Source organism: Variovorax sp. TBS-050B, from assembly GCF_029893635.1.
Lineage (GTDB): Bacteria > Pseudomonadota > Gammaproteobacteria > Burkholderiales > Burkholderiaceae_C > Variovorax.
Genome location: NZ_JARXYR010000002.1, coordinates 3,281,861 through 3,306,945, shown reverse-complemented (window position 1 = coordinate 3,306,945; position 25,085 = coordinate 3,281,861). Strand labels below are relative to the sequence as shown.

20 protein-coding genes and 1 pseudogene are annotated in these 25,085 nt (G+C 71.4%); 13 read left to right on the top strand and 8 right to left on the bottom strand.

All coding sequences use genetic code 11. From position 1 onward, the window contains the following. Window positions 1–12 precede the first annotated feature (12 nt). The 3 genes from M2165_RS18355 to M2165_RS18345 are packed head-to-tail and all read right to left on the bottom strand — an operon-like array spanning window position 13 to window position 3,139. On the bottom strand, window positions 13–2,262 hold the full coding sequence (locus tag M2165_RS18355) for a xanthine dehydrogenase family protein molybdopterin-binding subunit (protein WP_280816013.1): 2,250 nt from the start codon (window positions 2,260–2,262) through the stop codon (window positions 13–15). A gap of 13 nt (window positions 2,263–2,275) precedes the next feature. Further along, window positions 2,276–2,749 carry a 2Fe-2S iron-sulfur cluster-binding protein gene (locus M2165_RS18350; protein ID WP_280816012.1) on the bottom strand — a complete coding sequence of 158 codons (474 nt, stop codon included), beginning with the start codon at window positions 2,747–2,749 and terminating at the stop codon, window positions 2,276–2,278. Window positions 2,750–2,794: 45 nt separating this feature from the next. Continuing rightward, complete coding sequence (locus tag M2165_RS18345) at window positions 2,795–3,139, bottom strand: c-type cytochrome (RefSeq protein ID WP_280816011.1); 345 nt, start codon at window positions 3,137–3,139, stop codon at window positions 2,795–2,797. Window positions 3,140–3,347: 208 nt separating this feature from the next. Here M2165_RS18345 and M2165_RS18340 point away from each other — a divergent pair, with 208 nt between their 5' ends. The 3 genes from M2165_RS18340 (at window position 3,348) to M2165_RS18330 (ending at window position 6,071) form a co-directional block, all read left to right on the top strand. Further along, the gene (locus M2165_RS18340) at window positions 3,348–4,265 is read left to right on the top strand and encodes an AraC family transcriptional regulator (protein WP_280816010.1); all 918 of its coding nucleotides are present in this window, start codon (window positions 3,348–3,350) and stop codon (window positions 4,263–4,265) included. A 166-nt stretch (window positions 4,266–4,431) separates the two neighbouring features. After that, window positions 4,432–5,421 (top strand): tRNA (adenosine(37)-N6)-dimethylallyltransferase MiaA, encoded by a 990-nt coding sequence (gene miaA / locus M2165_RS18335; protein WP_280816009.1) that lies wholly within the window; start codon window positions 4,432–4,434, stop codon window positions 5,419–5,421. Beyond that, window positions 5,418–6,071 (top strand): ABC transporter ATP-binding protein, encoded by a 654-nt coding sequence (locus tag M2165_RS18330; protein WP_280816008.1) that lies wholly within the window; start codon window positions 5,418–5,420, stop codon window positions 6,069–6,071. The genes miaA and M2165_RS18330 overlap by 4 nt, the downstream gene beginning before the upstream one ends. A 6-nt stretch (window positions 6,072–6,077) precedes the next feature. Here the strand turns inward: M2165_RS18330 and M2165_RS18325 are convergent, their stop codons facing one another. Continuing rightward, window positions 6,078–7,043, bottom strand: coding sequence for a threo-3-hydroxy-L-aspartate ammonia-lyase (locus M2165_RS18325; protein WP_280816007.1), 966 nt, complete (start codon window positions 7,041–7,043; stop codon window positions 6,078–6,080). A gap of 112 nt (window positions 7,044–7,155) precedes the next feature. Here M2165_RS18325 and M2165_RS18320 point away from each other — a divergent pair, with 112 nt between their 5' ends. The 6 genes from M2165_RS18320 (at window position 7,156) to M2165_RS18295 (ending at window position 14,541) form a co-directional block, all read left to right on the top strand. Next, window positions 7,156–7,887 carry a GntR family transcriptional regulator gene (locus M2165_RS18320; RefSeq protein ID WP_280816006.1) on the top strand — a complete coding sequence of 244 codons (732 nt, stop codon included), beginning with the start codon at window positions 7,156–7,158 and terminating at the stop codon, window positions 7,885–7,887. Further along, a complete protein-coding gene (locus tag M2165_RS18315; protein ID WP_280816005.1) occupies window positions 7,884–8,759 on the top strand; it encodes a phytanoyl-CoA dioxygenase family protein in 876 nt (291 codons plus the stop codon). Before M2165_RS18320 ends, M2165_RS18315 begins: the two co-directional genes overlap by 4 nt. Before the next feature lie 3 nt (window positions 8,760–8,762). After that, window positions 8,763–10,124, top strand: a complete 1,362-nt coding sequence (locus tag M2165_RS18310) for a Gfo/Idh/MocA family oxidoreductase (protein ID WP_280816004.1) — start codon at window positions 8,763–8,765, stop codon at window positions 10,122–10,124. Between the two features lie 168 nt (window positions 10,125–10,292). Then, the gene (locus M2165_RS18305) at window positions 10,293–10,655 is read left to right on the top strand and encodes a YciI family protein (protein ID WP_280816003.1); all 363 of its coding nucleotides are present in this window, start codon (window positions 10,293–10,295) and stop codon (window positions 10,653–10,655) included. A 14-nt stretch (window positions 10,656–10,669) separates the two neighbouring features. Then, window positions 10,670–11,902, top strand: coding sequence for a DUF6596 domain-containing protein (locus M2165_RS18300; protein ID WP_280816002.1), 1,233 nt, complete (start codon window positions 10,670–10,672; stop codon window positions 11,900–11,902). 41 nt (window positions 11,903–11,943) lie between these two features. Further along, entirely contained in the window at window positions 11,944–14,541 is a 2,598-nt protein-coding gene (locus tag M2165_RS18295; protein WP_280816001.1) for an ABC transporter permease, read from the top strand. Between the two features lie 12 nt (window positions 14,542–14,553). On the opposite strand, the pseudogene M2165_RS18290 reads toward M2165_RS18295, so the two are convergent. Next, window positions 14,554–17,062: pseudogene (locus M2165_RS18290) on the bottom strand (penicillin acylase family protein). Window positions 17,063–17,239: 177 nt separating this feature from the next. Between M2165_RS18290 and M2165_RS18285 the strand changes: the two are divergent. From M2165_RS18285 to M2165_RS18270, 4 genes are all read left to right on the top strand, one after another. Beyond that, complete coding sequence (locus M2165_RS18285) at window positions 17,240–18,265, top strand: PLP-dependent cysteine synthase family protein (RefSeq protein WP_280817572.1); 1,026 nt, start codon at window positions 17,240–17,242, stop codon at window positions 18,263–18,265. 7 nt (window positions 18,266–18,272) lie between these two features. Beyond that, window positions 18,273–19,358: a carotenoid 1,2-hydratase gene (locus M2165_RS18280; protein ID WP_280816000.1), complete on the top strand. Its 1,086-nt coding sequence runs from the start codon at window positions 18,273–18,275 to the stop codon at window positions 19,356–19,358. Between the two features lie 89 nt (window positions 19,359–19,447). Beyond that, window positions 19,448–19,909 carry a hypothetical protein gene (locus M2165_RS18275; protein WP_280815999.1) on the top strand — a complete coding sequence of 154 codons (462 nt, stop codon included), beginning with the start codon at window positions 19,448–19,450 and terminating at the stop codon, window positions 19,907–19,909. A 79-nt stretch (window positions 19,910–19,988) separates the two neighbouring features. Further along, window positions 19,989–21,809: a bifunctional metallophosphatase/5'-nucleotidase gene (locus tag M2165_RS18270; protein WP_280815998.1), complete on the top strand. Its 1,821-nt coding sequence runs from the start codon at window positions 19,989–19,991 to the stop codon at window positions 21,807–21,809. Window positions 21,810–21,829: 20 nt separating this feature from the next. On the opposite strand, the gene M2165_RS18265 is transcribed toward M2165_RS18270, so the two are convergent. From M2165_RS18265 to M2165_RS18255, 3 genes are all read right to left on the bottom strand, one after another. Then, the gene (locus M2165_RS18265; RefSeq protein WP_280815997.1) at window positions 21,830–22,810 is read right to left on the bottom strand and encodes a branched-chain amino acid ABC transporter permease; all 981 of its coding nucleotides are present in this window, start codon (window positions 22,808–22,810) and stop codon (window positions 21,830–21,832) included. 16 nt (window positions 22,811–22,826) lie between these two features. Continuing rightward, window positions 22,827–23,702, bottom strand: a complete 876-nt coding sequence (locus M2165_RS18260; protein WP_280815996.1) for a branched-chain amino acid ABC transporter permease — start codon at window positions 23,700–23,702, stop codon at window positions 22,827–22,829. Between the two features lie 157 nt (window positions 23,703–23,859). Next, complete coding sequence (locus tag M2165_RS18255; protein ID WP_280815995.1) at window positions 23,860–25,056, bottom strand: ABC transporter substrate-binding protein; 1,197 nt, start codon at window positions 25,054–25,056, stop codon at window positions 23,860–23,862. Between the last annotated feature and the right edge of the window lie 29 nt (window positions 25,057–25,085).

Genomic DNA, 25,085 nt, shown 5'->3' with positions numbered 1-25,085 from the left:
GCCCTCTGCACCTCAGGCCAGATTGAACGGCAGCTGCCGCAAGGGCTTGCCGGTCAGTTGCGCCACGGCATTCGCGAACGCGGGCGCGAGCGGCGGCAGCCCCGGCTCTCCCATGCCCTTGGGCGCATCGGCACTCGGCACGATGTGGACGTCGAACGCCGGCACCTGCGTGATGCGCGCGACCGTGAAGTCGCCGAAGTTGCCCTGCTGCACCACGCCGTCCTTCAGGGTGATGGCGCTGCCGGCGAGGCAGGTCGACAGCCCCATCACCGCCGCGCCTTGCACCTGCGCCTCGATGCTGCGCGGATTCACGGCGAGGTTGCAGTGCACGCCGCTGGTCACGCGGTGCAGCACCGGCTGGCCGTCCTTGACCGAGGCCTCGACCACGTAGGCCACCACCGACTCGAAGGACTCGTGCACCGCCACGCCCCAGGCGCGGCCCTCGGGCAGCTTCTTCTTGCCGTAGCCGCTCTTGTCCACGGCCAGCTGCAACGCCGCGCGGTGGCGCGGATGCTTGTCGCCGAAGAGCTGCATGCGGTAGGCCACCGGGTCCTGCCGGGTGCTGCGCGCGATCTCGTCGATCAGCGTCTCCATCACGAAGGCGGTGTGGGTGGAACCCACGCTGCGCCACCAGAGCACCGGCACGTTCTGCTGCGGATGGTGCACCGTGAGGCGCATCGGCACCGGGTACGGATCGCGCATGCCCTCGACCGCGGTGGCATCGATGCCGTCCTTGACCATCATGCCCGCGAACACCGTGCCCGCCGTGATCGACTGGCCCACGATGACGTGGTCCCAGGCCAGGATCTTGCCGCCCTCGTCGAAGCCGATGCGCGCGCGGTGCAGGTGCATGGGCCGGTAGTAGCCGCCCTTGATATCGTCCTCGCGGCTCCACAGCAGCCGCACCGGCGCGTCGAGCCCCGCGGCGCGCGTAGCCTTGGCGATCTCGCAGGCCTCGACCACGAAGTCGCTGCTGCCCACGAAGCGCCGGCCGAAGCCGCCGCCCGCCATCTGCACGTTGACCTTCACCTGTGCGGGCTCGAGCTTCAGCGCGCGCGCCGCGGCGATGCCGTCGAGGTCGGCCGACTGGGTGCCGACCCAGAGTTCGGCGCGCCCGGCTTCGAGCTTGACGGTGCAGTTGATCGGCTCCATCGGCGCATGCGCGAGGTAGGGGAAGACGAACTCGGCCTCGAGCTTGCGCGGCGCATTCGCGAGCGGCGCCATGTCGGCGTCGAACTTGCGCGGGCCGGGGCGGCCTGCCAGTTCGCGGTACTGGGCCAGCTGGCGCTCGGAATCGACCTTCTCGACGGCGGCCGTGTCCCATTGCAGCTTCAGCGCATCGCGGCCTTGCTTGGCCGGCCAGTAGCCGTCGGCCACCACGGCCACGCCCTCGGCACCGCGGTCGAGCGGAATGCGCACCACGGCCTTCACGCCCTTGACCGCGCGCGCGGCGCTGTCGTCCACCGAGGCGAGTCGCGCGCCGAACACCGGCGGATGCGCCACCACGGCCGTGAGCTGGCCCGGCAGCCGCACGTCGATGCCGAAGTCCTGCCGGCCGCTGCTCTTGGCGGCCGCATCGAGGCGCGTGGTCGCACGGCCGATGATGCGGAAGTCCTTCGGGTCCTTGAGCACCACCTTCTCGGGCACCGGCAGCGCCATCGCCGCCTCGGCCAGTTCGCCATAGCCGGCCTTGCGCCCCCCCGGGCCGATCACCATGCCGGCCTGCGTGCGCAGCGTGGCCGGGTCGACCTTCCAGCGCGCCGCGGCGGCCGACAGCAGCATCGCGCGGGCACGCGCGCCGAGCTCGCGGTACTGCAGGTAGCTGTTCTTGATGGTGTTCGAGCCGCCGGTCAGGTGCATGCCGAACAGCGGGTCGGCATAGGCCGCGTCGTTGGTGCCGCTGCGGCTGCGCACCAGCGCCCAGTCGGCATCGAGCTCCTCGGCCAGGATCATCGGCAGGCCGGTCTGCACGCCCTGGCCGAATTCGAGCCGGTTGATGGTGACCGTGACCTCGCCGTTCGGCGCGATCCGCACGAAGGCCGAAGGCTGCTGCGTCGGCTTCAGGCCGCCGGCCGCGGGCGCGGCGCCGCCGGCCTGCGCGAGCGCGAGCTGCGGAAAGGCGCCGAGCGCGAGCCCGCCCGCGCCGACGATCTTGAGGAAGCTGCGGCGCGGCAGCGCGGCGGCCTCGTCGGACGTCTGGGATTGCGCCAGCAGGCGCTGCAGCGCGCGGGGCATCTGGTGGTATTCGATGTGGGGCAGCATGGCGGCTCCTTCTTCAGGCGAGTTGGCTGGCCGCATCGGCCACGGCGGCACGGATGCGGGCATAGGTGCCGCAGCGGCAGATGTTGCCGGCCATGGCCGAGTCGATCTCTTCCGCGCTGGGCTTCTTGCCCGGCGGCAGCGATTGCAGGAAGGCCGTCGCGCTCATGATCTGGCCGCTCTGGCAGTAGCCGCACTGCGCGACGTCGTGCCGCACCCAGGCGGCATGCACGGCGGCGCCGACGCGGTCGCTGCCATCGGTCACGCGTTCGACGGTGGTGATCTTCTTGCCTTCGGCGGCGGCGATCGGCGTGACGCACGAGCGGATCGCCTGCCCGTCGAGGTGCACCGTGCAGGCGCCGCACAGCGCGGCGCCGCAGCCGAACTTGGTGCCGGTCATGCCCAGCGTGTCGCGCAGGGCCCAGAGGATGGGCGTGCCGGGATCGACATCGACCGTGTGTTCACGGCCATTGACGTGGAGTGCAGTCATTTCTTGTTTTCTCCGTGGGGTGGATGGATGAAGAGGGAAGCCGTCTCACTTGGCGCCGTCGAGCAGCCACTGCGCGAGCGCCTGCAGGTCGGCATCGGGCACCTGGGGCTGCGGCGGCATCGGCATCGGGCCCCATTTGCCCGAGCTGCCGCCCTTGATGCTGGCCGCGAGCTGCGCCGCCGTGCCCTTGCCGTCGCCGTACTTCGCGCCGATCTCCTTCCAGGACGGGCCTACCACCTTGGTGGCGGGCTGATGGCAGGCGACGCATGAATACTTCTGCGCCAGCGCCTGGCTCGCGGCGGCCTCGCGCGGCATGGCGGCAGCGGCGCCGAGGCCCAGCACCAGCGCGAGCGAAGCGGAGATGGAAGCGATCTTTTTTTCTGTGTTCATCGTGGGAGTGGTGGGTTGCCTGATTCGACGGAGGGCCCTCGGCGCGCGAAGCGGCATGCACGCGGGCCCATCGCCCGCGAGTGTCGGGTGAAGACCGGCCGCGCGCTTGCCCAATTCGCGCGAGTTCTTGCCTGAATCGCCGAATGTGCGGCGGAAACGCATGCGGCGCGGATAGACTTTTCGCGGCGTGTACTTCGAAAGGATCCAGATGGAAGCGGCACAACCGGCGCGGCGCGATGCCTCGGCCGTGCTGAACGAATTGCAGCGCGCGGTGGCGCGCACCGCGCAGGCCGATGGCGACTACCTCACGGCCATTCCCGAACTCTCGCTGCACCGGCGCAGCGCCGCGACCGCGCCGCTGCACTGCATGTATGGCTTCGGCGTGGGCATCACGGTCAGCGGGCAGAAGCGGGTCGCGCTCGGCGGCGAGGTGTTCGACTATGCCGCGGGCCAGTCGCTGCTCACGACCGCCGAGCTTCCCGTGGTCTCGCACATCCTCAGCGCCAGCACCGCGCAGCCCTTCATCGGGCTGATGCTGCGGCTCGATCCCCGCACGGTCCTGCAGCTCGCAGCCGAGATGGCCCTGCCGCCGCCGGCCAGGGACGGCAGCCATCGCGCCATGTCGCTCGGCGACCTCGATCCGACGCTGCTCGGCGCGGTGACGCGGCTCGTCGACCTGCTGGCCGAACCGCGGCTGATCCCGCAGCTCGCGCCGCTCCTGCAGCGCGAGATCCTGGTGCGGCTGCTCGCGGGCCCGCACGGGCCGCAGCTGCAGCGCCTGGTGGCGATCGGCTCGCCGAGCCAGCAGGTGGCGCAGAGCATGGCCTGGCTCAAGATGAACTTCACGCGCACCGTGCTCGCCGACGAACTGGCCGCCTCGGCGAACATGAGTCCCTCGACCTTCCGGCAGCACTTCCGCGCGGTGGCGGGCATGAGCCCGATGCAGTACCTGAAGCAGCTGCGCCTGCAGGAGGCCCGGCAGCTGATGCTGAACCAGGGCCTCGACGCCGGCACCGCGGGCGTGCGCGTGGGCTACGAAAGCGCTTCGCAGTTCAGCCGCGAGTACGCACGGCTCTTCGGCGCGCCGCCCTCGCGCGACATACGGCGGATGCGGGAGACGAGCTGAAAAGCGGAATCGGGCAGCCGAACGCAGAAGGAATACAAAAACACGCAGAGGTCGCAGAAGGAACGCAAAGAATTTTTCGAGATTCTTTTCTGCGCCTTCTGCGAAACCTTCGCGCCCTCTGCGTTCGGCTGTCCGATCCCGGACCATTTGCTACGCTCGACGCATCATGTGTCCCCCTTCCCCAACCGCCTGTCCGCCGCGCTTCCTGGCCCTGGCCGGGCCGACCGCTTCGGGCAAGACCGCCGTCGCGCTGGCGCTCGCGCGGGAACATCCGGTGGAGATCGTCAGCGTCGACTCGGCCCTGGTCTACCGCGGCATGGACATCGGCAGCGCCAAGCCCAGCGCCGAGGAACGCCGCGCGGTGCCGCACCACCTGATCGACATCCTCGACCCGCGCGAGCGCTACAGCGCCGCGGCCTTCGCGGCCGACGCCTCGCGGCTGATCGCCGAGATCCGCGCGCGCGGCGCGTTGCCGCTGCTGGTGGGCGGCACCATGCTGTATTTCAAGGCGCTGTTCGACGGCATCGATGCGATGCCCGCGGCCGATCCTGCGGTGCGCGCGCGCATCGATGCCGACGCCGCTGCGCTGGGCTGGCCTGCGATGCATGCGCGGCTCGCGCAGGTCGATCCGGAGACCGCCGCGCGCCTCGCGCCGCAGGACAGCCAGCGCATCCAGCGCGCGCTCGAGGTCTGGGAAAGCAGCGGCCGGCCGCTCTCGCACTTCCATGCGAGCGCGCGCAAGACGCTGCCCGCCGCGGAAGGCGGCCTCCTGTTCTCGCTCGAGCCCGAGGACCGCGGCTGGCTGCATGCACGCATCGCCGAGCGTTTCGACGCCATGCTGGCCGCGGGCTTTCTCGACGAGGTGCGTGCGCTGCGCGCGCGCGGCGACCTGTCGCCGGAACTGCCGTCGATGCGCTGCGTGGGCTACCGGCAGGCGTGGGAGATGTTCGAGGCGCTCGAGGCCGAGGGCCGGGTCGCGCCCGATGCCGCCGCGCTGCAGTCGCTGCGCGAGCGCGGCATCGCGGCCACGCGCCAGCTCGCCAAGCGCCAGATCACCTGGCTGCGCAGCATGCCCGCGCGCCGCGTGATCGCTTGCGATGCACCCGATGCCGCACGGACCGCGGTCGAACAGATGCGCCGGGCGGTGCCGGCATGACGCTGCACATCGAAGGGCTGGCCAAGCACTACGGCGAGGTGCCGGTGTTCGAGAACGTGACGCTCACCGTCGCGCCGGGCGAGTTCGTCGCGATCGTCGGCGAATCGGGCGTGGGCAAGTCGACGCTGCTCAACTGCATGGCCGGGCTCGACCGCTGGGACGCCGGCACGGTGACGCACGACGGCACCGACATCGGCGCGCTCGACGGCGAGGCCTGCGCGCTCTGGCGCAGGCGCCACGTGGGCTTCGTGTTCCAGGCCTTCCACGTGCTGCCGCACCTCGACGTGGCGCAGAACGTCGCGCTGCCGCTGATGCTGCTCGGGCGCGGCCGCGACGACGAGCCGCGCGTGGCGCGCATGCTCGAGGCCGTGGGCCTTGCGGGCATGGGCGCGCGGCTGCCGCAGACGCTCTCGGGCGGGCAGTTGCAGCGCGTGGCGATCGCACGCGCGCTGGTGCACGGCCCGGCGCTGCTGCTCGCCGACGAGCCCACCGGCAACCTCGATCCGGGCACGGCCGCGAAGGTGATGGAACTGCTGATCGCGCAGACGCGCGAGCACGGCGCCTCGCTGGTGCTGGTCACGCATTCCGAAAGCGCCGCGGCGCGCGCGGACCGCCTGCTGCACCTCACGGCGCAGGGCATCCGCGCCTGAGGCGCGTCACTGCGCCGGTGCGATCAGCGCGGCGAAGCGCGACAGGTCGACGTTGCCGCCGCTCACCACGATGCCCACGCGCTGCCCCTCGATCGCACGCCCGGCCGCGATCGCGCCCGCGAAGGCGAGGCAGCCGGTGGGTTCCACCACCATCTTCATGCGCTCGGCGAAGAAGCGCATCGCCTCGACCAGCTGCAGGTCGCTGACCGTGAAGATGTCGTCCACGTCGCGGCGGATGATGCCGAAGGTGTATTCGCCGAGGTGCTGCGTCTGCGCGCCGTCGGCGATGGTCTTCGGCGTCTCGATGTGCACGATGCGCCCTGCGCGCAGCGACTGCTGGCCGTCGTTGCCGGCCTCGGGCTCGACGCCGTAGACCTTGCAGCCGGGCGCGAGCGCGCGAGCCGAGAGCGCCGAGCCCGACAGCAGCCCGCCGCCGCCGAGGCAGACGAACAGATGGTCGAGCGGCCCGGTCTCCTCGACCAGTTCCTTCACCGCCGTGCCCTGCCCCGCGAGCACGTCGGGATGGTCGTAGGGCGGGATCATCGTCATGCCGCGTTCCTGCGCGAGCCGCTTCGTCAGCGCCTCGCGGTCTTCGGCGAAGCGGTCGTACATCACGACCTCGGCGCCGTAGCCTTTGGTCGCGGCCACCTTCGCGGCCGGCGCGTCGCTGGGCATCACGATCACGGCCGGCATCGACAGCAACCGCGCCGACAGCGCGACCGCCTGCGCATGGTTGCCCGACGAGAACGCGATCACGCCGCCCTGGCGCTGCGCCGCGTCGAACCGGGAGAGCGCATTGAAGGCGCCGCGGAACTTGAAGGCCCCCATGCGCTGGAAGTTCTCGCACTTGAAGAAGAACTGCGCGCCCCAGCGTGCATCGGCGGTGCTGGAACGCAGCACCGGCGTGCGGTGGGCATGGCCCTGGAGCCGCGCGGCCGCGGCAATGACGTCGTCGTAGGTGGGGAGTTGCATGCGGCTAGCTTAGCGAGTTGCGTCCTGTTGCCGCCCGGATGGGTGAAAACCCGCTGGCCGTGGCGCCCCGGATGTTCGTACTCTGTATACAGAGTTCAAAAACGGAGCCCCCATGCCCGCCCAGCTCGTCAGCATCGAAGCCGCCCCCGACCTCGTGGACCAGGTGTACCGCGCCCTGCTCGGCGCCATCAGCAGCGGCGCGCTCGCGCCCGGCGAGCGGCTCACGCAGGAGGACATCGCGCAGCGGCTCGGGGTGTCGCGCCAGCCGGTGCTGCAGGCGCTGCGCCTGCTCAAGAAGGACGGCTTCGTGCACGACGCCCCCGGGCGCGGCGTGCTCGTGGCGCCGCTCGATGCCGAGCAGATGCGCCAGGTCTACCAGGTGCGCGGTGCGCTCGACGTGCTGGCCGCGCGGCTCGCGGCCGGGCAGCGCTTCTGCATCGACCCGAAGCTCATGGAGCGCGGCCGGCGCGCCGCGCGCGGGCGCAATGTCGAGGCCATGATCGATGCCGACATGGCCTTTCACCAGGCCATCTACGCGGCCTCGGGCAATCCGCTGATCGGCCGGAGCGCCGACCAGCACTGGCGCCACCTGCGCCGCGCGATGGGTGCGGTGCTGCAGGCCGAGCCCCAGCGCGAGTCGCTCTGGGACGAGCACGAGGCCATCGCGAAGGCCATCGCCGCGGGCGACGAAGCACGCGCGGCGCGCCTGAGCGAGGCGCACGTGGCGCAGGCGAGCGAGGCGCTGGCCCGCCGGCTCGCCGAACAGCTGGCGCGCGGCGCGGCCGCGGCCGGGCGCACGCATTCCGCTTCCCCACCCCGCCACCGACAAGGAGACACCGCATGAAGCTGACACCCGAGCAACGCGCGCAGTTCGAGCGCGACGGCTACCTGTTCTTTCCCAGCCATTTCTCGCCCGAGGAGACGCGGGTGCTGACCGATGCCGTGCCCGATCTCTACAGCCGGCGCGAGGCCTTCAACGTGCGCGAGAAGGGCTCCGACGCGGTGCGCACGAACTTTGCGGCGCACCTGATCAGCGAGCCCTTCGCGAAGCTGGCGCGCCATCCGCGCATGGTCGGGCCGGTGATGGACCTGTTCGACGAAGCGGTCTACATGCACCAGTTCAAGATCAACGGCAAGATGGCCTTCGAAGGCGAGGTCTGGCAATGGCACCAGGACTACGGCACCTGGCTCAACGACGACCTGATGCCGACCGAGCGCGCGATGAACGTCGCGATCTTTCTCGACGACGTGACCGAGCACAACGGCCCGCTGATGTTCATCCCCGGCAGCCACAGGAAGGGCGTGGTGGAGGCGAAGCACGACCTCACGACCACCAGCTATCCGCTGTGGACGGTCGACAACGACCTGATCCGCCAGCTGGTCGAGCGCGCGGGCGGCAAGCACGGCGGCATCGTCTCGCCCAAGGGCCCGGCCGGTTCGATGATCCTGTTCCACAGCTGCCTGGTGCATGCCTCGGGCAGCAACCTCTCGCCCTTCAACCGCGTGGCGGTGTACCTGAGCCTGTGCGCGGTCAGCAACCACATCCGGCGCCACAAGCGGCCCGAGTACATCGCGCACCGCGACTTCACGCCGATCGAGATGCTGCCCGACGACTGCCTGCTGAAGCCCTACCCCGTCGACCTGCCGTGGAAGAACGGCCTGCCCGCGAGCGCACTGCAGACCTCGCTCGAACTGCTCGACGGCGTGGAGGCCTGAACCATGAGCCTCCATGCCCGCCTGCAGCAGCGCGCCGCCGAAGGGCGCCCCGTCCGCATCGGCCTGATCGGCGCCGGTAAATTTGGCTCGATGTACCTTGCGCAGATCCCGCGCACGCCCGGCGTGCAGCTGGTCGCGATCGCCGATCTCTCGCCGGCCGCCGCGCGCGCGAACCTCGAACGCGTGGGCTGGCAGCCCGCGCGAAGCGCGGCCGGCTCGGTGCAGGAGGCGCTGAAGACCGGCAGCACCTGGATCACCGACGACTGGCAGGCCGTGACGCGCGAGCCCACCATCGACGTCGTGGTCGAGTGCACCGGCCATCCCGTCGCGGCCGTGGACCATTGCCTCGATGCCTTCGCGCACGGCAAGCACGTGGTCAACGTCACGGTCGAGGCCGACGCCTTCTGCGGCCCGCTGCTCGCGCGCCGCGCCCAGCAGGCCGGCGTGCTGTATTCGCTCGCCTTCGGCGACCAGCCGGCGCTGATCTGCGACCTCGTCGACTGGGCACGCACCTGCGGCTTCCCGGTGGTGGCGGCCGGGCGCGGCCACAAGTGGCTGCCGCACTTCAGCGAATCCACGCCCGAGACGGTCTGGGGCCACTACGGCCTCACGCCCGAGCAGGCGAAGCGCGGCGGCCTCAACCCGAAGATGTTCAACAGCTTCCTCGACGGCTCCAAGCCCTCGATCGAAAGCTCGGCCGTGGCCAACGCCACCGGCCTGGGCGTGCCCTCCGACGGCCTGCTCTATCCGCCCGCGAGCGTGGAGGACATCCCCTTCGTGACGCGGCCGAAGACCGAGGGCGGCGTGCTCGAGCGCAAGGGCATGGTGGAAGTGGTGTCCTCGCTCGAAGCCGACGGCCGGAAGATCCCCTACGACATCCGCATGGGCGTGTGGGTCACGGTCGAGGCCGAGACCGACTACATCAGGAACTGCTTCGAGGAATACAACGCCCACACCGATCCGAGCGGGCGCTACTTCACGCTCTACAAGCGCTGGCACCTGATCGGGCTCGAAGTGGGCATGTCGGTCGCAAGCGTGGCGCTGCGCGGCGAACCGACCGGCGTCGCCACCTGCTGGAACGCCGACGTGGTCGCCACCGCCAAGCGCGACCTCGCGGCCGGCGAGATGCTCGACGGCGAGGGCGGCTACACCGTCTGGGGCAAGCTGCTGCCGGCCGAGCGCTCGCTGCGCCTCGGCGGACTGCCGCTCGGGCTGGCGCACGACGTCAGGCTGGTGCGGCCCGTGAAGAAGGGGCAGAGCCTCTGCTGGGACGACGTGGCGATCGACACCTCCACCGCGGCCTACCGGCTGCGCAGCGAGCTCGAAACCATGTTCGCGCCGGCCGCGCCGGCCAGGGCCGCGTAGCCGCGGTGCCCGCCGGCGCTGCCCGGCGGTGCCTTCCCCTGGGCAAGCGGCATTGCGCCGCCGCCCGGGCCGTCAAAAAATGTGCTGCTTGCTGTCGAAATGACGGACCGGTGGCCGTCATGGGTACGAGCGATCCTGCTCAATCCACTTTCATGACGGAGTTTCACCATGCAGTACATGCTGATGTTCTACCAGACGGCCGCCGAGTTCGAGCGCAGCGACGACCCCGCCGCCCAGGCCCATCGCAGCAGCTGGATCGCCTATGCCGATGCGGTGCGCAAGGCCGGCATCTCGCTCGGCGGCCACGGCCTGATGCCGCCGGTGACCGGCACCACGCTGCGCATCCGCGGTGACAAGCGCCAGGTGCAGGACGGACCCTTCGCCGACACCAAGGAGCAGCTCGGCGGCTACTTCGTGATCGACGTGCCGGACCTGGACGCCGCGCTCGAATGGGCCGCGCGCGCGCCCTGCGCGAGCACCGGCGGCGTCGAAGTGCGGCCGGCGTTCACCGCGACCGCGCAGGCCGCCTGAGGCGGGGGCCGGCCATGAACGACACGGCCGCCCTCGCGGCCGCCGAGCGGGCGGCCCGCCTGTCCTATGGCCGGCTGCTGGCGATCCTGTCGGCGCGCACGCACGACATCGCCGGCTCCGAGGACGCGCTCGCCGACGCCTTCGCGCGCGCGCTCGAACGCTGGCCCGTCGACGGCGTGCCCGAACGCCCCGACGCCTGGCTGCTGAGCGTGGCGCGCAACCGCCGGCTCGACGCCTGGCGCCATACGCGCGTGCAGGACGCCGCCACCCAGACGCTGCTCCTGCTCGCCGGCGAGATGGACACCGCCGAGGCCGGCGGCCAGGCGGTGCCCGACGACCGGCTGCGCCTGTTCTTCGTCTGCGCCCATCCGGCCATCGACGCCGCCGCGCGCACGCCGCTGATGCTGCAGACCGTGCTCGGCCTGGACGCCGCGCGCATGGCCGGCGCCTTCCTCACCGCGCCGGCCACGCTCGGCCAGCGGCTGGTGCGCGCCAAGGCGCGCATCCGCAGCGCCGGCATTCCTTTCGAATACCCCGAGGCGCGCGACCTGCCGCATCGGCTGCAGGACGTGCTCGACGGCATCTATGCCGCCTACGGCACCGGCTGGGACGACGTGGACGGTGCCGATGCGCGCCCGGACGGCCTGACCGCCGAGGCCATCGACCTCGGCCGCATCCTGTGCCGGCTGATGCCCGACGAGCCCGAGCCGCTCGGCCTGCTGGCGCTGATGCTGTTCTGCGAGAGCCGCGCCGAGGCGCGCCGCAGCGCCAGCGGCGCCTACGTGCCGCTCGACCAGCAGGACACCGCGCGCTGGAACCCCGACCTGCTCGCCGAAGCCGAGCAATGCCTCGCGCAGGCCTCGCGCATGCAGCGCCTCGGCCCCTACCAGCTCGAGGCCGCGATCCAGTCGGCGCACTGCGAGCGCCGCGTGGGCGCGCCGGTCCCGCCCGAGACGCTGGTGGCGCTCTACAACGGGCTCCTCGCGCTGCGGCCCAGCATCGGGGCGCAGGTCAGCCTCGCATGCGCGCTCGCGAACGCGCGCGGCCACGACGCCGGGCTGCGCGCGCTCGAAGCCATTGCGCCCGCCGACGTGGCGAACTACCAGCCGTTCTGGGCCGCGCGGGCGCACCTGCTCGCCGCCGGGGGCGCACGGGCCGCCGCACGCCAGGCCTACGAACGCGCAATCGGGCTCAGCGCCAGCGCGGCCGTGCGCACCTACCTGGGGGCGATGGCGCAGCGCCTGTGAGCGGGCGCCGGCGCCGCCGGCAGCCCGCGCACAATCGCCCCATGCGCGCCTTGCTCACCACCTTCTCCTGGCAGGAACTCCGCCACCACCCCTGGCGCAATGCGGCGGCGGTGCTCGCGGTGATGCTGGGCGTGGCGCTCGCGTTCTCGGTCCAGCTCATCAATGCCTCCGCGCTCGACGAGTTCTCGAGCGCCGTGCGCTCGGTCAACGGCCAGCCCGACCTGGAGGTGCGCGCGGTGCAGGGCGGCTTCGACGAGGCGGTGTTCGCGCGGCTGGCGCAGCATCCGCAGGTGACGCTCGCGAGCCCGGTGCTCGAGGTGCAGGGCCTCGCGCGCGCGGCCGACCGGCAACTGCCGCTGCGCGTGGTCGGCGTGGATGCGCTCGCGCTGCCCACCATCGCGCCCGCGCTGATGCCGCAGCCGCGCGGCCATGCCGCGCGCTTCGCGCTGCTGGCGCCGGGGCATGTGTTCCTGAATGCCGCGGCGCGCCGGCTGCTCGCGCTGCCCGCCGAAGCGCCGGCGGACGGCGCCGAGACGGTGCAGCTGCGCAGCGGCGGCGGCCCCTGGCACACGCTCGAGGTGGCGGGCCACGTGGCCGCCACCGGGCCGGCGATCGCGGTGATGGACATCGGCGCGGCGCAGGATCTCTTCGACCAGCTGGGGCGCCTGAGCCGCATCGACCTGCGGCTCGCGCCCGGCACCGACCGCGCCGCCTTCACCGAAGCGCTGCGCAGCGCGCCCGACTGGCCCGCCGGCCTGCAGTTCGCCGAGCCCGGCGATGCGGCCGAGCGCGTGAGCAACCTGTCGCGCGCCTACCGCGTGAACCTCACGGTGCTGGCGCTGGTCGCGCTCTTCACCGGCGCCTTCCTGGTGTTCTCGGTGCTCGCGCTCAGCGTCGCCAAGCGTGCGCAGCAGTTCGCATTGCTCGGCGTGCTCGGCCTCACGCCGCGCGAGCGGCTGCGCCTGGTGCTGGCCGAGTCGCTGGTGCTGGGCCTGATCGGCAGCGCGGCGGGACTGGCGCTGGGCACCGCGCTCGCGGCCTTCGCGCTGCGCGTGCTCGGTGGCGACCTGGGCGGCGGCTACTTCGAAGGCGTGGCGCCCACGCTGCACTGGAGCGGCAGCGCGGCCCTGCTCTACGGCGCGCTCGGCGTGCTGGCGGCGCTGGTCGGCGGCTGGTGGCCGGCGCGCGCGGCCGAGGCGCTGCCCGAGGCGCAGACGCTCAAGGGCCTGGGCGCCGCCCCCTCGCGCGGCGGCGGCCACTGGCTCGCGTTCGGACTCATCGCCGCGGGCGCATTGCTGGCGAAGCTTCCGGCCATCGAGGGCATTCCGGTCGCAGCCTATCTGTCGGTGGGCTGCCTGCTGGTCGGCGGCATCACCGCCCTGCCCTGGTTCGTGGCGCTGCTCTACGACCGCATCGCGCCGGCGCTGTCGCGCCGCGTGCTGCCGATGCTCGCGATCGAACGCGCGCGGCGCATGCGCGGCACGGCGGCGGTGGCCGTGAGCGGCGTGGTCGCGAGCCTGAGCCTGGCGGTGGCGCTCACGGTGATGGTGGCGAGCTTTCGCGATTCGGTCACGAGCTGGCTCGGCGTGGTGCTGCCGGCCGACCTCTACCTGCGCGCCACCTCCAGCGGCCGCTCGACCAATGCCGGCGCCGGCAGCAGCAGCGACACCGCGACCTTCGAACCCGCCTTCGTGCAGGCGCTGGCGCAACTGCCGGGCGTGGCGCGCGCCGGCACGCTGCGCACGCGGCCGCTGCAGCTCGACCCGGCGCAGCCGGCGGTCACGCTGATCGCGCGCAGCTTCGACGGCAGCCCGGCGCAGGCGCTGCCGCTCACCGGGCCGGCGCTGCCGGTGCCCGCGGGGCAGATCGGCATCTACGTGAGCGAGCCGATGGTCGACCTGTATGGCGCCAGGCCGGGCACCACCTTCGCGCCGCTGTCGGCCGCGCTCGGCGGCGCGCGAGAACCGGCGCGCTTCTTCGTCGCGGGCGTGTGGCGCGACTACGCGCGGCAGTTCGGCGCCATCACCATCGATGCGCGCGACTTCGAGCGGCTCACGGGCGAGCGCGACGTGAGCGACGTGTCGCTCTGGCTCGCGCCGGGCGCATCGGAGCGCGCGGTCGAGGCGGCGGTGCGCGAACTCGCGGCGCGGCGCGGCTCGGCGGCCGAACAGGGCATCGAGATCGCCTCGGTCGCGCAGATCCGCGCGACCTCGCTGCGCATCTTCGACCGCAGCTTCGCGGTGACCTACTGGCTGCAGGCGGTGGCGATCGCGATCGGCCTGTTCGGCATCGCGGCGAGCTTCAGCGCGCAGGTGCTCGCACGGCGCAAGGAGTTCGGCCTGCTCGCGCACCTGGGCTTCACGCGGCGGCAGGTGCTCGCGGTGGTGGCGGGCGAAGGCGCGGCGTGGACCGCGATCGGCGCCGTGGCCGGGCTGGGCCTCGGGCTCGCGGTGTCGGTGGTGCTCGTGAAGGTGGTCAACCCGCAGAGCTTCCACTGGACGATGGACCTGCTCGTGCCCTGGGGCCGCCTGCTCGCGCTCTGCGCGGCGGTGGTGGCCGCCGGCACCGTCACCGCCTGGATGGCGGGACGGGCCGCGGCCGGGCGCGACGCGGTGCTGGCGGTCAAGGAAGACTGGTAGCGGGACGCGGGCTCAGCGCGCCGGCACCAGCCGGATGCGCTCCACCGTCTCCTTCTCGACCGCGCCGCGGCTGTAGAGCAGCGGCACGTACTTGCCCTCGAGCCAGAGCGGCGCCAGGTCGCGGTAGTTCGGGCTCGCGGGGTTGCCCGACTGGCCCGGCGTGTTGATGGCGCGCGAGGCGTCCCAGTTGCCGACGTCGAGCACCATGCGGAACGATGCGCCCGAGCTCAGCCGGTAGTCGCTCGCGCGGTAACTCGCGGCCATCGGCGTGAAGGCCGAGCCCGACATCGGCCAGTCGCCCACCTCGAGCTTCTGCCGCGTGGCGGCATCGACCACGCTGCCGAGCGGGTGGCGGAACTCGGCGCGGTGCAGCGCGCCCCACTTCCACGCCGCGGGGTCGGGGCCGAGCCGGGTCGAGAGCTCCTGCATGGCCGCGGGCAGCGTGCCGAGCAGCAGCGCATCGCGCTGGGCTTCGCTGACCCAGCCCGAGGGGTTCTCGAGCAGCAGGATCATGCGCGTGTTGTCGCCCGGCGCGGCCAGCGCGGCACCGGACTCGCCCGCGCCGGCCTTGAGCACGGCGGCGCGCAGCGGCTTGCTGCTCCAGACCTCGTAGAGCGCGGCGGCGGCGCTGTCGCGGTGCATGCTGCCGTCCCAGCCCTGCAGCATGCGCAGCGCCGCGGCGGTCTGCGCGTCGTCGCTGCGCAGCGGCGCGAGCAGCTTCAGCAGGCGCTGCGCGGGCGTGGCGACGATGTCGTTCTGCATGCGCTCGGAGTCCTCGAGCGTGAAGCGCCCGCCCGCCGCCGCCCTGGTCGCGAACAGTTCCTTGAGCCGGCGTGCGCGCGCCGCATCGCTCCACTCGTAGCCCACGCCCTTCTTCGCGGCCGGATGGTCGGGCGGGATGTTGTTTCTCGTTGGCGGTCACGACGTAGCCGCGCGCCGGGTTGAACTCGAACGGCAGCTCGTCGCCGTTGCGGAAGCCCGACCATTCGTAGCGCCCGTCGCCCGGCACCGGCATCAGCCCGTCCCAGTTGGGGCGGATCGGCGTGAGGCCGCCCGGAATCCAGCCGACGTTGCCGCTGGTGTCCGCATAGACCTGGTTCTCGCCCGGCGCGCCCCAGCGGTTCATGGCGGCGCGGAACTGGTCCCAGTTGCGCGCGCGCATGTAGTCCATCGATCCGAAATACGGCGCCATGCCGGGCTCGAGCCAGGCCGCGCGCAAGGCCCAGGCGCGCTGCCTGCCGGGTTCGGACACCAGCACCGGGCCGTGCCGCGTGAAGCTGTTGACCAGCTCGCGCGGCGCGGCCTCGCCCTTGACCTCGATGCGCTCGGTCACGCGCAGCATCGGCTCCCAGCGGCCCTGGTAGCGGTACTCGGCGGGGTTGGCCGGGTTGAGCTCGTACACGTACAGGTCCTCCTGGTCCATGTAGAAGCGCGTGAGGCCGAAGGCGATGGTGCCGTTGTGGCCGATGGAGAGCCCGGGCAGGAAGGGCTCGCCCGCGCCGATGGCGTCCATGCCCGGCGCGCTCAGGTGCGCCATGTAGCGCAGGCTCGGCGCGCCGTGGGCGCGGTGCGGATCGTTGGCGAGGATCGGGCGGCCGGTGGCGCTGAGCCGCGGCGCGATCACCCAGTTGTTGCTGCCGTAGGCGGCGGTGGGGTCGCCGGCCTCGGCCTGCAGCGGTGCCGCGGCGTCGCCGTCCGGCTGCGGCGCCATCGCGACGGCGAGTGGCGTGTTCGACTTGGTGAACTGCGGCGATGCGGTGGCCAGCTGGTAGGCCGCGCGCAGTTCCGCATGCGGCACGGCGCAGGGGTCGAGCCCCGGCGGCACGGTGGGCGTGACCGGCGGATCGAGTTCGCGCCGCAGCCAGTCGGCCTTCGCGCCCGCGGCGCCGGCGCAGAAGGCGCGGGCGCGCTCGATCTCGGAGGTGAAGTTGAGCGTGAGGCCGTGGTGCCGGATGCGCACGATGTCCTCGGGCGACCAGACCGCCGGCTGGTAGCCGAGCAGCGCGAACTCGGGCGGCAGCAGCGCGGGCTGCGCGCGCACCTGCGCCACGTAGGCGTTGACGCCGGCCGTGAAGGCCTCGGCCACGCGCTTGGCGTCGGAGCCGTAGGCCAGCCACTCGCGGTACATGTCGCCGCGGTAGAGCACGGCGCGCGCGGCGCGGTCGTGCTCAACCCAGGCGGGCCCGAAGTCCTTCGCCATCTCGCCGAGCCCGCGCTTGCGCCACAGGTCCATCTGCCAGAGGCGGTCGCGCGCGGCGATGAAGCCCTGCGCCACGAAGGCGTCGTAGAGCGTGCCCGCGTAGAGGTGCGGCACGCCGAAGCGGTCCACCAGCACCTCGGCCGGCTGCTCGAGGCCGGGCACGGCGAACGACGACGGCGGGCGCGGCGGCGTCTGCGGGCCGGGGGGCGACGAGGCGCAGCCCGCGAGCACGAGCGCTGCGAGCGCGACCGCGCCGATGGAATGCCGTGGACGGATGGGCGAGCGCCGCGCTGCGGTGCGCGGCTGGCGTGTCGTTCTCATGCGTTGTGTCTCCTGCCGAATGGATGGCGGCGCACAGTATCCCGATTTGCCGGGCGTTGGGGCGCGATGCGCGATGACTTGTAGACTGCCTCCTACATGGCACAGCACACACCCGTACTTTCTTCTACGCCTGCACCGGGCAGCGGCATCGACGGCAGCGGATGGACCGCCGCCGCGATGCGCCGCATCGAGGCCGACTACCAGCGCAGCGCCGACACGCACCTGATCCCGCTGCCCCTGCCCGCGCTCGCGGCCGCGGGCATCGACCTCTACCTGAAGGACGAATCCACCCATCCCTCGGGCAGCCTCAAGCACCGGCTCGCGCGCTCGCTGTTCCTCTACGCGCTGTGCAACGGCTGGGTGCGCGAAGGCACGACGATCGTCGAGGCCTCCAGCGGCTCGACCGCCGTGAGCGAGGCCTACTTCGCGCGCCTGCTCGGCCTGCCCTTCATCGCCGTGATGCCGCGCAGCACCTCGCCCGAGAAAGTGGCGCAGATCGCCTTCTACGGGGCGCGCTGCCATTTTGTCGATCACGCGGCCGAGGTCTACGACCAGGCCCGCGCGCTCGCCGAGCAGACCGGCGGCCACTACATGGACCAGTTCACCTACGCCGAGCGCGCGACCGACTGGCGCGGCAACAACAACATCGCCGAGAGCATGTTCCAGCAGATGGCGCGCGAGCGGCATCCGGTGCCGGCGTGGATCGTGGTGGGCGCGGGCACCGGCGGCACCAGCGCCACCATCGGGCGCTACGTGCGCTTCCGCGGCCACGACACGCGCGTCTGCGTGCCCGACCCCGAGGGCTCGGTGTTCTCGGCCTTCCACGCGAGCGGCGACGCCGCGCTCACGGCGCCCGGTTCGCGCATCGAGGGCATCGGCCGCCCGCGCGTGGAGCCCAGCTTCATCCGCACGCTGGTCGACCGCATGATCGAGGTGCCCAACCTCGATTCGGTCGCGGCGATGCATGCGCTCTCTGCGCTGCTCGGGCGCAAGGTCGGTCCTTCGACCGGCACCAACTTCGTCGGCATGCTCGCGATCGCGCACGAGATGCGCGCCGCGGGGCGGCAGGGTTCGATCCTTTCGCTGCTCTGCGACGCGGGCGAGCGCTACCTGCCGAGCTACCACGACGCGGACTGGGTGCGCAACGCCTTCGGCGACATCGCGCCCGCGCGGCAGCGCATCGATGCGCTGGTGGCGCACTGAGACCGGCATGGCCGCCGCGCCCGCGATCGCCGCCGGCCTGCTGTCCAGGCGCAGCCTGCTGCTGGCCGCGCTGGCGGCCGCGCCCGCGGCCCGGGCCCTGCCCGCGCGCGCGCTGCAGTTCCCGCGCGACTTCGGCAGCCACCCCGAGATGCAGACCGAATGGTGGTACGTCACCGGCCACGGCCGGACGCGCGCGGGGCGCGAATTCGGCTTCCAGGTGACCTTCTTCCGCTCCCGCGTCCAGGCGACGCAGGCGCTGCGCTCGGCCTTCGCCGCGAAGCATCTCGTGTTCGCCCATGCCGCGGTCACCGACCTCCAGGCGCGCGTGCTGCACCACGACCAGCGCATCGCGCGCGCGGGCTTCGGCGTCGCCGCGGCCAGCGAGGCCGACACCGACGTGCGCCTGCGCGACTGGTCGCTGGTGCGCAAGAACGGCCGCTATGCGGCCCGCGTTCCGGCCGGCGAATTCACGCTCGACCTGCACTTCACGCCCACGCAGCCCGTGCTGCTGCAGGGCAAGGCCGGGCTCTCGCGCAAGGGGCCGGAAGAAGCGCAGGCGAGCTACTACTACAGCGAGCCGCAACTGCGCACGCAGGGCCGGCTGGTGCTCGGCAAGGCGCGCGAGGTCTTCGAGCTCGAGGGCAGCGCCTGGCTCGACCACGAATGGAGCGAGGCGCTGCTGCATCCCGAGGCCGTGGGCTGGGACTGGATCGGCATGAACCTCGACGACGGCAGCGCGCTCACCGCCTTTCATCTGCGCCGGCGCGACGGCAGCGCGCTGTGGGCCGGCGGCTCCTTTCGCACGCGCGACGGCGTGCTGCGCACCTTCGGCCACGACGAGGTGCGCTTCGAGGCCGGCGCGCCCTGGACCAGCCCGCGCACGCAGGCGCGCTATCCCACGCAGTGGCGCGTGCACACGCCCGCGGGCGCGTTCGAGGTGCGCGCGCTGCTCGACGACCAGGAGCTCGACAGCCGCGGCTCGACCGGCGGCGTGTACTGGGAAGGGCTGAGCGAGCTGCGCGATGCAGCGGGCCGGCGCGTGGGCCGCGGCTACCTCGAGATGACGGGCTACGCCGCGCCGCTGCGGCTCTAAGCGCGGCCCTGCCCCCGGCGTCATCACGCGGTCATGCCGCGCCCTTGAACTCGGCGCATTCCCAACCGCACCATGAACCTGTTTCCCCGATGAGCCAACGACGAATCGCCGTGTGGGTGCTGGCGGTGGTGCTCCTGTCCGCCGCCGCGGGCGCCGCCTGGCTGGCTGCGCGCGTGCAACCCGCTTCGCCCCCGGCCAGCGCCGCGCTCGAGATCCGCTGGCACGGCAACGGCATCGTGCTGCAGGGCGCGGTGCGGGATGCGGCCACGCAGCAGGCGCTGGTGCAAGGCGCGATCGCGCGGCTCGGCGGCGAGAGCAACCAGGTGGTCGACTGGCTCGACATCACGCCCACCGCCCTGCCCGTGGCCGATCCCGCGGCGCTCGCGAGCCTGATCCGGCTTGGCGAGGAAGGCTGGCACCTGCAGCGGCGCGCGGCCGAAGGCGCGCTCGCGATGCCGGCCTCGGCCCAGCCGCAGGGCGCACGCGCCGCCGAGCTGTTGCAACGCGCCTTCGGCCCCGGACTGCCGGTGCGCCTGATCGCGCTGCCCTGATCGGCTGGCGGGCGCCGTCACGGCGACGTCATCTGCCCTGGCCAGCATCCGCGCATTCCATTTCACAGAGGAGCGGCACGTGCACGCATCGATCAAACATCTCGCCACCGCAGGCACGGTCCTGGCCATGCTGTCGGCTTGCGGCGGCAACGGCGGCGGCTCGAACGGCTTCATTCCGTTCCTGCCGCCGGCCCCGGCACCCGCCCCGGCACCGGCCGCACCTGCCAGCGTGGAGGTGAAGATCATTGCCTTCAACGACCTGCACGGCAACCTCGAGCCACCGCGGCTTTCCATCACCGCGCCGGCCAGCGGCGGCGGCACGGTGCCGGTGCCCGCGGGCGGCGCCGCCTACCTCGCGTCGGCCGTCGCGGCGCTCAAGGCCAAGAACGAGAACAACGCCGTGGTCTCGGCCGGCGACATGATCGGCGCCTCGCCGCTGGTGTCGGCGCTCTTCCTCGACGAGCCCACGATCGAGGCCGTGAACATGATGAAGATCGACTTCAACGCGGTCGGCAACCATGAGTTCGACAAGGGCCAGAACGAGCTGCTGCGCATGAAGAACGGCGGCTGCGCCAAGAACACGCCGCTCGAGCCCTGCCGCGTCAACAAGTCCTTCCCGGGCGCGAACTTCGGCTTCCTCGCGGCCAACACGGTGAAGAGCGACGGCAAGACGCTGTTCCCCGCCACCGGCATGAAGACCTTCACGAAGGACGGCGCCACGGTCAAGGTGGGCTTCATCGGCATGACGCTCAAGGGCACGCCGAGCATCGTGACGCCGGCCGGCGTCGCGGGCCTGAGCTTCAAGGACGAGGCCGACACCGCCAACGCGCTGATCCCGCAGCTCAAGGCCGAAGGCGCCGATGCGATCGTCGTCGTGGTGCACGAAGGCGGCACCACCACGGTAGGCTACAACGACAAGAGCTGCGCGGGCCTGAGCGGCGACATCCTGCCGATCCTCGACAAGCTCGATCCGGCGGTCGACGTGGTGGTCTCGGGCCACACGCACCGCTCCTACGTCTGCGACTACGCCAGGACCAATCCGGCCAGGCCCTTCCTGCTGACCAGCGCCGGCCAGTACGGCACCCTGCTGACCGACATCAACCTCACGATCAACACGCGCACGCGCAAGGTCTCGGCCAAGTCGGCCGACAACGTGATCGTGCAGGGCGAGGGCTACACCAGCGGTGCCACCACGGTCGCGGTGACCGACCAGTACCCGGTGTTCGGCAAGAACCAGGAAGTGGCGGCGCTCGTCAGCCAGTACCTCGCGGTCGCCGCGCCGCTGGTGCAGCGCGTCGTCGGCACGCTCTCGGCGCCGGCCACGCGCACGCAGACCGCATCGCGCGAAAGCGTGCTCGGCAACCTGATCGCCGACGCGCAGCTCGCCGCGACCAGCGCCAGCGACAAGGGCGGCGCACAGATCGCCTTCATGAATCCGGGCGGCGTGCGCGCCGACCTCACGCCCGCCGGCGACGGCAGCGTGACCTACGGCCAGATCTTCAGCGTGCAGCCCTTCGGCAACAGCCTGGTGGTGAAGACGATGACGGGGGCGCAGATCAGGGCCGTGCTGGAGCAGCAGTTCAACAGCGGCAGCAACACGGTCTCCTCGCCGCGCGTGCTGCTGCCCTCGCGCAGCCTGAGCTACAGCTACAGCCTCTCGGCGCCGGCCGGCTCGCGCATTTCCAACATGGCGCTCAACGGCACCGCGATGAGCGACAGCGCGAGCTACCGCGTCACGATGAACAGCTTCCTGGCAACCGGCGGCGACAACTTCACGGCCTTCAACCAGGGCACCGACACGCTCGGCGGCGACCAGGACGTGGATGCGCTGGAGGCCTACATCAAGGCCAACAGCCCGCTCGCGCCGCCCGCGGCGAACCGGATCACCGCGCTGCCCTGAGCCCGACCGGCGGCGGCCGCCTACCTGGCGCGCCGCCGCTCGAAGAACGCGACGATCTCGCCCATGATGCCGCGTCGGAACGCGAGCACGCAGATCACGAAGATCAGGCCGGTGACCATGGTCACCGACTCGCCGAGCGTGTTGAACCAGTCGACGCCCGTGAGCCGTGCCATGAAGGCACCGAAGTCGCCGACCTTGTTCTCGAGCAGCACCACCACCGCCGAACCGACCAGCGGACCCGACAGCGTGCCGAGGCCGCCCACCAGCGTCATCAGGATCACGTGGCCCGAGGCGGTCCAGTGCACGTCGCTCAACGAGGCGAAGCCGAGCACCAGCGTCTTGAGCGAACCCGCGAGCCCCGACAGCGCGGCCGAGATCACGAAGGCCAGCAGCTTGAAGCGGTTCACGTCGTAGCCGAGCGAGATGGCGCGCGGCTCGTTCTCCTTGATGCCCTTGAGCACCTGGCCGAACGGCGAATGCACGGTGCGCGCGATGAGCAGGAAGGCCGCCACCACGATCACCAGCGCCACGTAGTACATGGTGAGGTCGTTGCGCAGGTCTACCAGGCCGAAGAGCTTGCCGCGCGGCACGCCCTGCAGCCCGTCCTCGCCGCCCGTGAAGCGCGCCTGCAGCGCGACGAAGTACATCATCTGCGCGAGCGCGAGCGTGATCATCGAGAAGTAGATGCCCTGGCGGCGGATCGCGAGCCAGCCGAACACCAGCCCGAGCAGCGCGCCGGTCGCCGTGCCGGCGAGCAGGCCCAGTTCGGGCGTGAAGTGCCAGACCTTGAGCGCCTGACCCGTGAGGTAGGCCGCCCCGCCGAGGAAGGCGGCATGGCCGAAGGACAGCATGCCGGTATAGCCCAGCAGCAGGTTGAAGGCGCAGGCGAACAGTGCGAAGCACAGCACCTTCATCACGAACACCGGATAGAAGCCGATGAACGGCGCGGCAATGAGCGCCAGCAGCAGCACGGCGTAGGCGACGGTGGAGATCTTCTTCATTTTGCTGGGCGCCCGTTCACTTCTCGCTGCCGAACAGGCCGGCCGGCCGGATCAGCAGCACCACGACCATGATCACGAAGACCACGGTCGACGACGCCTCGGGATAGAACACCTTGGTGAGCCCCTCGATCACGCCGAGCGACAGCCCGGTGAGGATGGCGCCCATGATCGAGCCCATGCCGCCGATGACCACCACCGCGAACACGATGATGATGAGGTTCTGGCCCATCAGCGGCGAGATCTGGATCACCGGCGCGGCGAGCACGCCCGCAAAGGCCGCGAGCGCCACGCCGAAGCCGTAGGTCAGCGTGACCATCAGCGGCACGTTGACGCCGAAGGCCTCGACCAGCCGCGGGTTCTCGGTGCCGGCGCGCAGGTAGGCGCCGAGCCGCGTCTTCTCGATCGCATACCAGGTCGCGAAGCAGACGACCAGCGATGCGATCACCACCCAGGCGCGGTAGTTGGGCAGGAACATGAAGCCCAGGTTGGTGCCGCCGCTCAGGGCCTCCGGCGTGTTGTAGGCGAGGCCGGACACGCCGTACACCGAGCGGAAGCCGCCCTCGATCAGCAGCGTGAGGCCGAGCGTGAGCAGCAGGCCGTAAAGGTGGTCGAGCTTGTAGATCCAGCGCAGCAGCAGCCGCTCGATCAGCACGCCGAACAGGCCCACGATGAGCGGCGCCGCGACCAGCATGACCCAGTAGTCGACGTTGAAGTAGTTCATCGCCATCCACGACAGCACCGCGCCCATCATGAACAGCGCGCCGTGCGCGAAGTTGATGACGTTGAGCAAGCCGAAGATCACCGCCAGCCCCAGGCTCAGGATCGCGTAGAACGAGCCGTTGACCAGCCCCAGCAGGAGCTGGCTCAACAACGCAGGAAGTGAAATGTTCATAGATGCATCAAACAGGTCCGGAGCTCAGTTCTAAGGGCCGGCGCAGCCAGGCCCGGTCGCAGGCACCCGCGGAACCGGCTTCGCCGGGCCGCCGGGGTGCGCCCCCGGCCAGGAGGTTGGCGAAGCGACACGCAGTGCGCGAAGACCGGGGGCGAGCCTACTTCCAGAGCGCGCAGGTGCTTTCTTCCTTGGTCGTGTAGACCTGGTCGCCTGGCACCTTCTTCACGATCTTCAGCAGGTCCCATGGGCCCTTGGACTCCGACGGCTTCTTGACCTCGGCCAGCAGCATGTCGTGCACCATGCGGCCGTCGGGGCGGATCACGCCCTTGGCGTAGAAGTCGTTGATCGGCGTCTTCTTGAGGTGCGCCATGACCTTGTCGGCGTCGGTGCTCTTCACCGCCTCGACGGCCTTGAGGTAGGCCATGGTGGCCGAGTAGTCGGCGGCCTGGATGTCGGTCGGCTTGTTCTTGGTCTTGGCCTCGTAGCGCGCGGCCCACTTGCGCGACTCGTCGTCGGCGTCCCAGTACCAGCTGGTGGTGTGCAGCAGGCCCTGCGTGGCCTGCAGGCCCAGGCTCTTCACGTCGGTCAGGAACACCAGCAGGCCCGCGACCTTCATCGACTTGTCGATGCCGAACTCCTTCGAGGCCTTCATCGAGTTGATGAAGTCGCCGCCCGCATTGGCCAGGCCCAGCACCTGCGCCTTGGAGTTCTGCGCCTGCAGCAGGAACGAGGAGAAGTCCGAGGCGTTGAGCGGCGCGCGCACCCCGCCGACCACCGAGCCGCCCTTGGCCTTGACGACCTTGGCGGTGTCGGCCTCGAGCGCATGGCCGAAGGCGTAGTCGGCCGTGAGGAAGAACCAGCTCTTGCCGCCGGTGTCGACCACGGCGCCGCCGGTGCTCTTGGCGAGCGCCACGGTGTCGTAGGCGTAGTGCACGGTGTAGGGGCTGCACTGCGCGTTGGTCAGTGCCGAGGTCGCGGCGCCGTTGGTGAAGAACACGCGCTTCTTCTCCTGCGCCACCTTGGCGGTCGCGAGCGCCACGCCCGAATTGGTGCCCGCGAAGATCATCGTCGCACCCGCCGTGTCGATCCATTCGCGCGCCTTCGACGCCGCGATGTCGGGCTTGTTCTGGTGGTCCACCGTCAGCACCTCGACCGGCTGGCCCAGCACCTTGCCGCCCATGTCCTCGATCGCCATCTGGATCGCCGTGGCGCCGCCCTTGCCTTCGAGGTCGGCGTACAGGCCCGACAGGTCGCTGATGTAGCCGATGACGACCTTCTCCTGCGCCTGCACCGCATGGCTGGCAAGCCCCGCGGCCCCGAGCATGAGAGCAATGATCTTGAGCTTGTTTGGCATGGTGTCTCCTGGATGGTTGAGAGAGAGTC

What these genes read in the sequence shown, in the direction of transcription:
- M2165_RS18310 (WP_280816004.1), top strand. Translation starts at nt 8,763, where the DNA reads ATGAGCCTCCATGCCCGCCTGCAGCAGCGCGCCGCCGAAGGGCGCCCC.
- M2165_RS18265 (WP_280815997.1), bottom strand. Translation starts at nt 22,810, where the DNA reads ATGAAGAAGATCTCCACCGTCGCCTACGCCGTGCTGCTGCTGGCGCTC.
- M2165_RS18275 (WP_280815999.1), top strand. Translation starts at nt 19,448, where the DNA reads ATGAGCCAACGACGAATCGCCGTGTGGGTGCTGGCGGTGGTGCTCCTG.
- M2165_RS18315 (WP_280816005.1), top strand. Translation starts at nt 7,884, where the DNA reads ATGAAGCTGACACCCGAGCAACGCGCGCAGTTCGAGCGCGACGGCTAC.
- M2165_RS18350 (WP_280816012.1), bottom strand. Translation starts at nt 2,749, where the DNA reads ATGACTGCACTCCACGTCAATGGCCGTGAACACACGGTCGATGTCGAT.
- M2165_RS18260 (WP_280815996.1), bottom strand. Translation starts at nt 23,702, where the DNA reads ATGAACATTTCACTTCCTGCGTTGTTGAGCCAGCTCCTGCTGGGGCTG.
- M2165_RS18325 (WP_280816007.1), bottom strand. Translation starts at nt 7,043, where the DNA reads ATGCAACTCCCCACCTACGACGACGTCATTGCCGCGGCCGCGCGGCTC.
- M2165_RS18280 (WP_280816000.1), top strand. Translation starts at nt 18,273, where the DNA reads ATGGCCGCCGCGCCCGCGATCGCCGCCGGCCTGCTGTCCAGGCGCAGC.
- M2165_RS18340 (WP_280816010.1), top strand. Translation starts at nt 3,348, where the DNA reads ATGGAAGCGGCACAACCGGCGCGGCGCGATGCCTCGGCCGTGCTGAAC.
- M2165_RS18285 (WP_280817572.1), top strand. Translation starts at nt 17,240, where the DNA reads ATGCGCCGCATCGAGGCCGACTACCAGCGCAGCGCCGACACGCACCTG.
- miaA (WP_280816009.1), top strand. Translation starts at nt 4,432, where the DNA reads ATGTGTCCCCCTTCCCCAACCGCCTGTCCGCCGCGCTTCCTGGCCCTG.
- M2165_RS18345 (WP_280816011.1), bottom strand. Translation starts at nt 3,139, where the DNA reads ATGAACACAGAAAAAAAGATCGCTTCCATCTCCGCTTCGCTCGCGCTG.
- M2165_RS18355 (WP_280816013.1), bottom strand. Translation starts at nt 2,262, where the DNA reads ATGCTGCCCCACATCGAATACCACCAGATGCCCCGCGCGCTGCAGCGC.
- M2165_RS18255 (WP_280815995.1), bottom strand. Translation starts at nt 25,056, where the DNA reads ATGCCAAACAAGCTCAAGATCATTGCTCTCATGCTCGGGGCCGCGGGG.
- M2165_RS18305 (WP_280816003.1), top strand. Translation starts at nt 10,293, where the DNA reads ATGCAGTACATGCTGATGTTCTACCAGACGGCCGCCGAGTTCGAGCGC.
- M2165_RS18320 (WP_280816006.1), top strand. Translation starts at nt 7,156, where the DNA reads ATGCCCGCCCAGCTCGTCAGCATCGAAGCCGCCCCCGACCTCGTGGAC.
- M2165_RS18330 (WP_280816008.1), top strand. Translation starts at nt 5,418, where the DNA reads ATGACGCTGCACATCGAAGGGCTGGCCAAGCACTACGGCGAGGTGCCG.
- M2165_RS18295 (WP_280816001.1), top strand. Translation starts at nt 11,944, where the DNA reads ATGCGCGCCTTGCTCACCACCTTCTCCTGGCAGGAACTCCGCCACCAC.
- M2165_RS18300 (WP_280816002.1), top strand. Translation starts at nt 10,670, where the DNA reads ATGAACGACACGGCCGCCCTCGCGGCCGCCGAGCGGGCGGCCCGCCTG.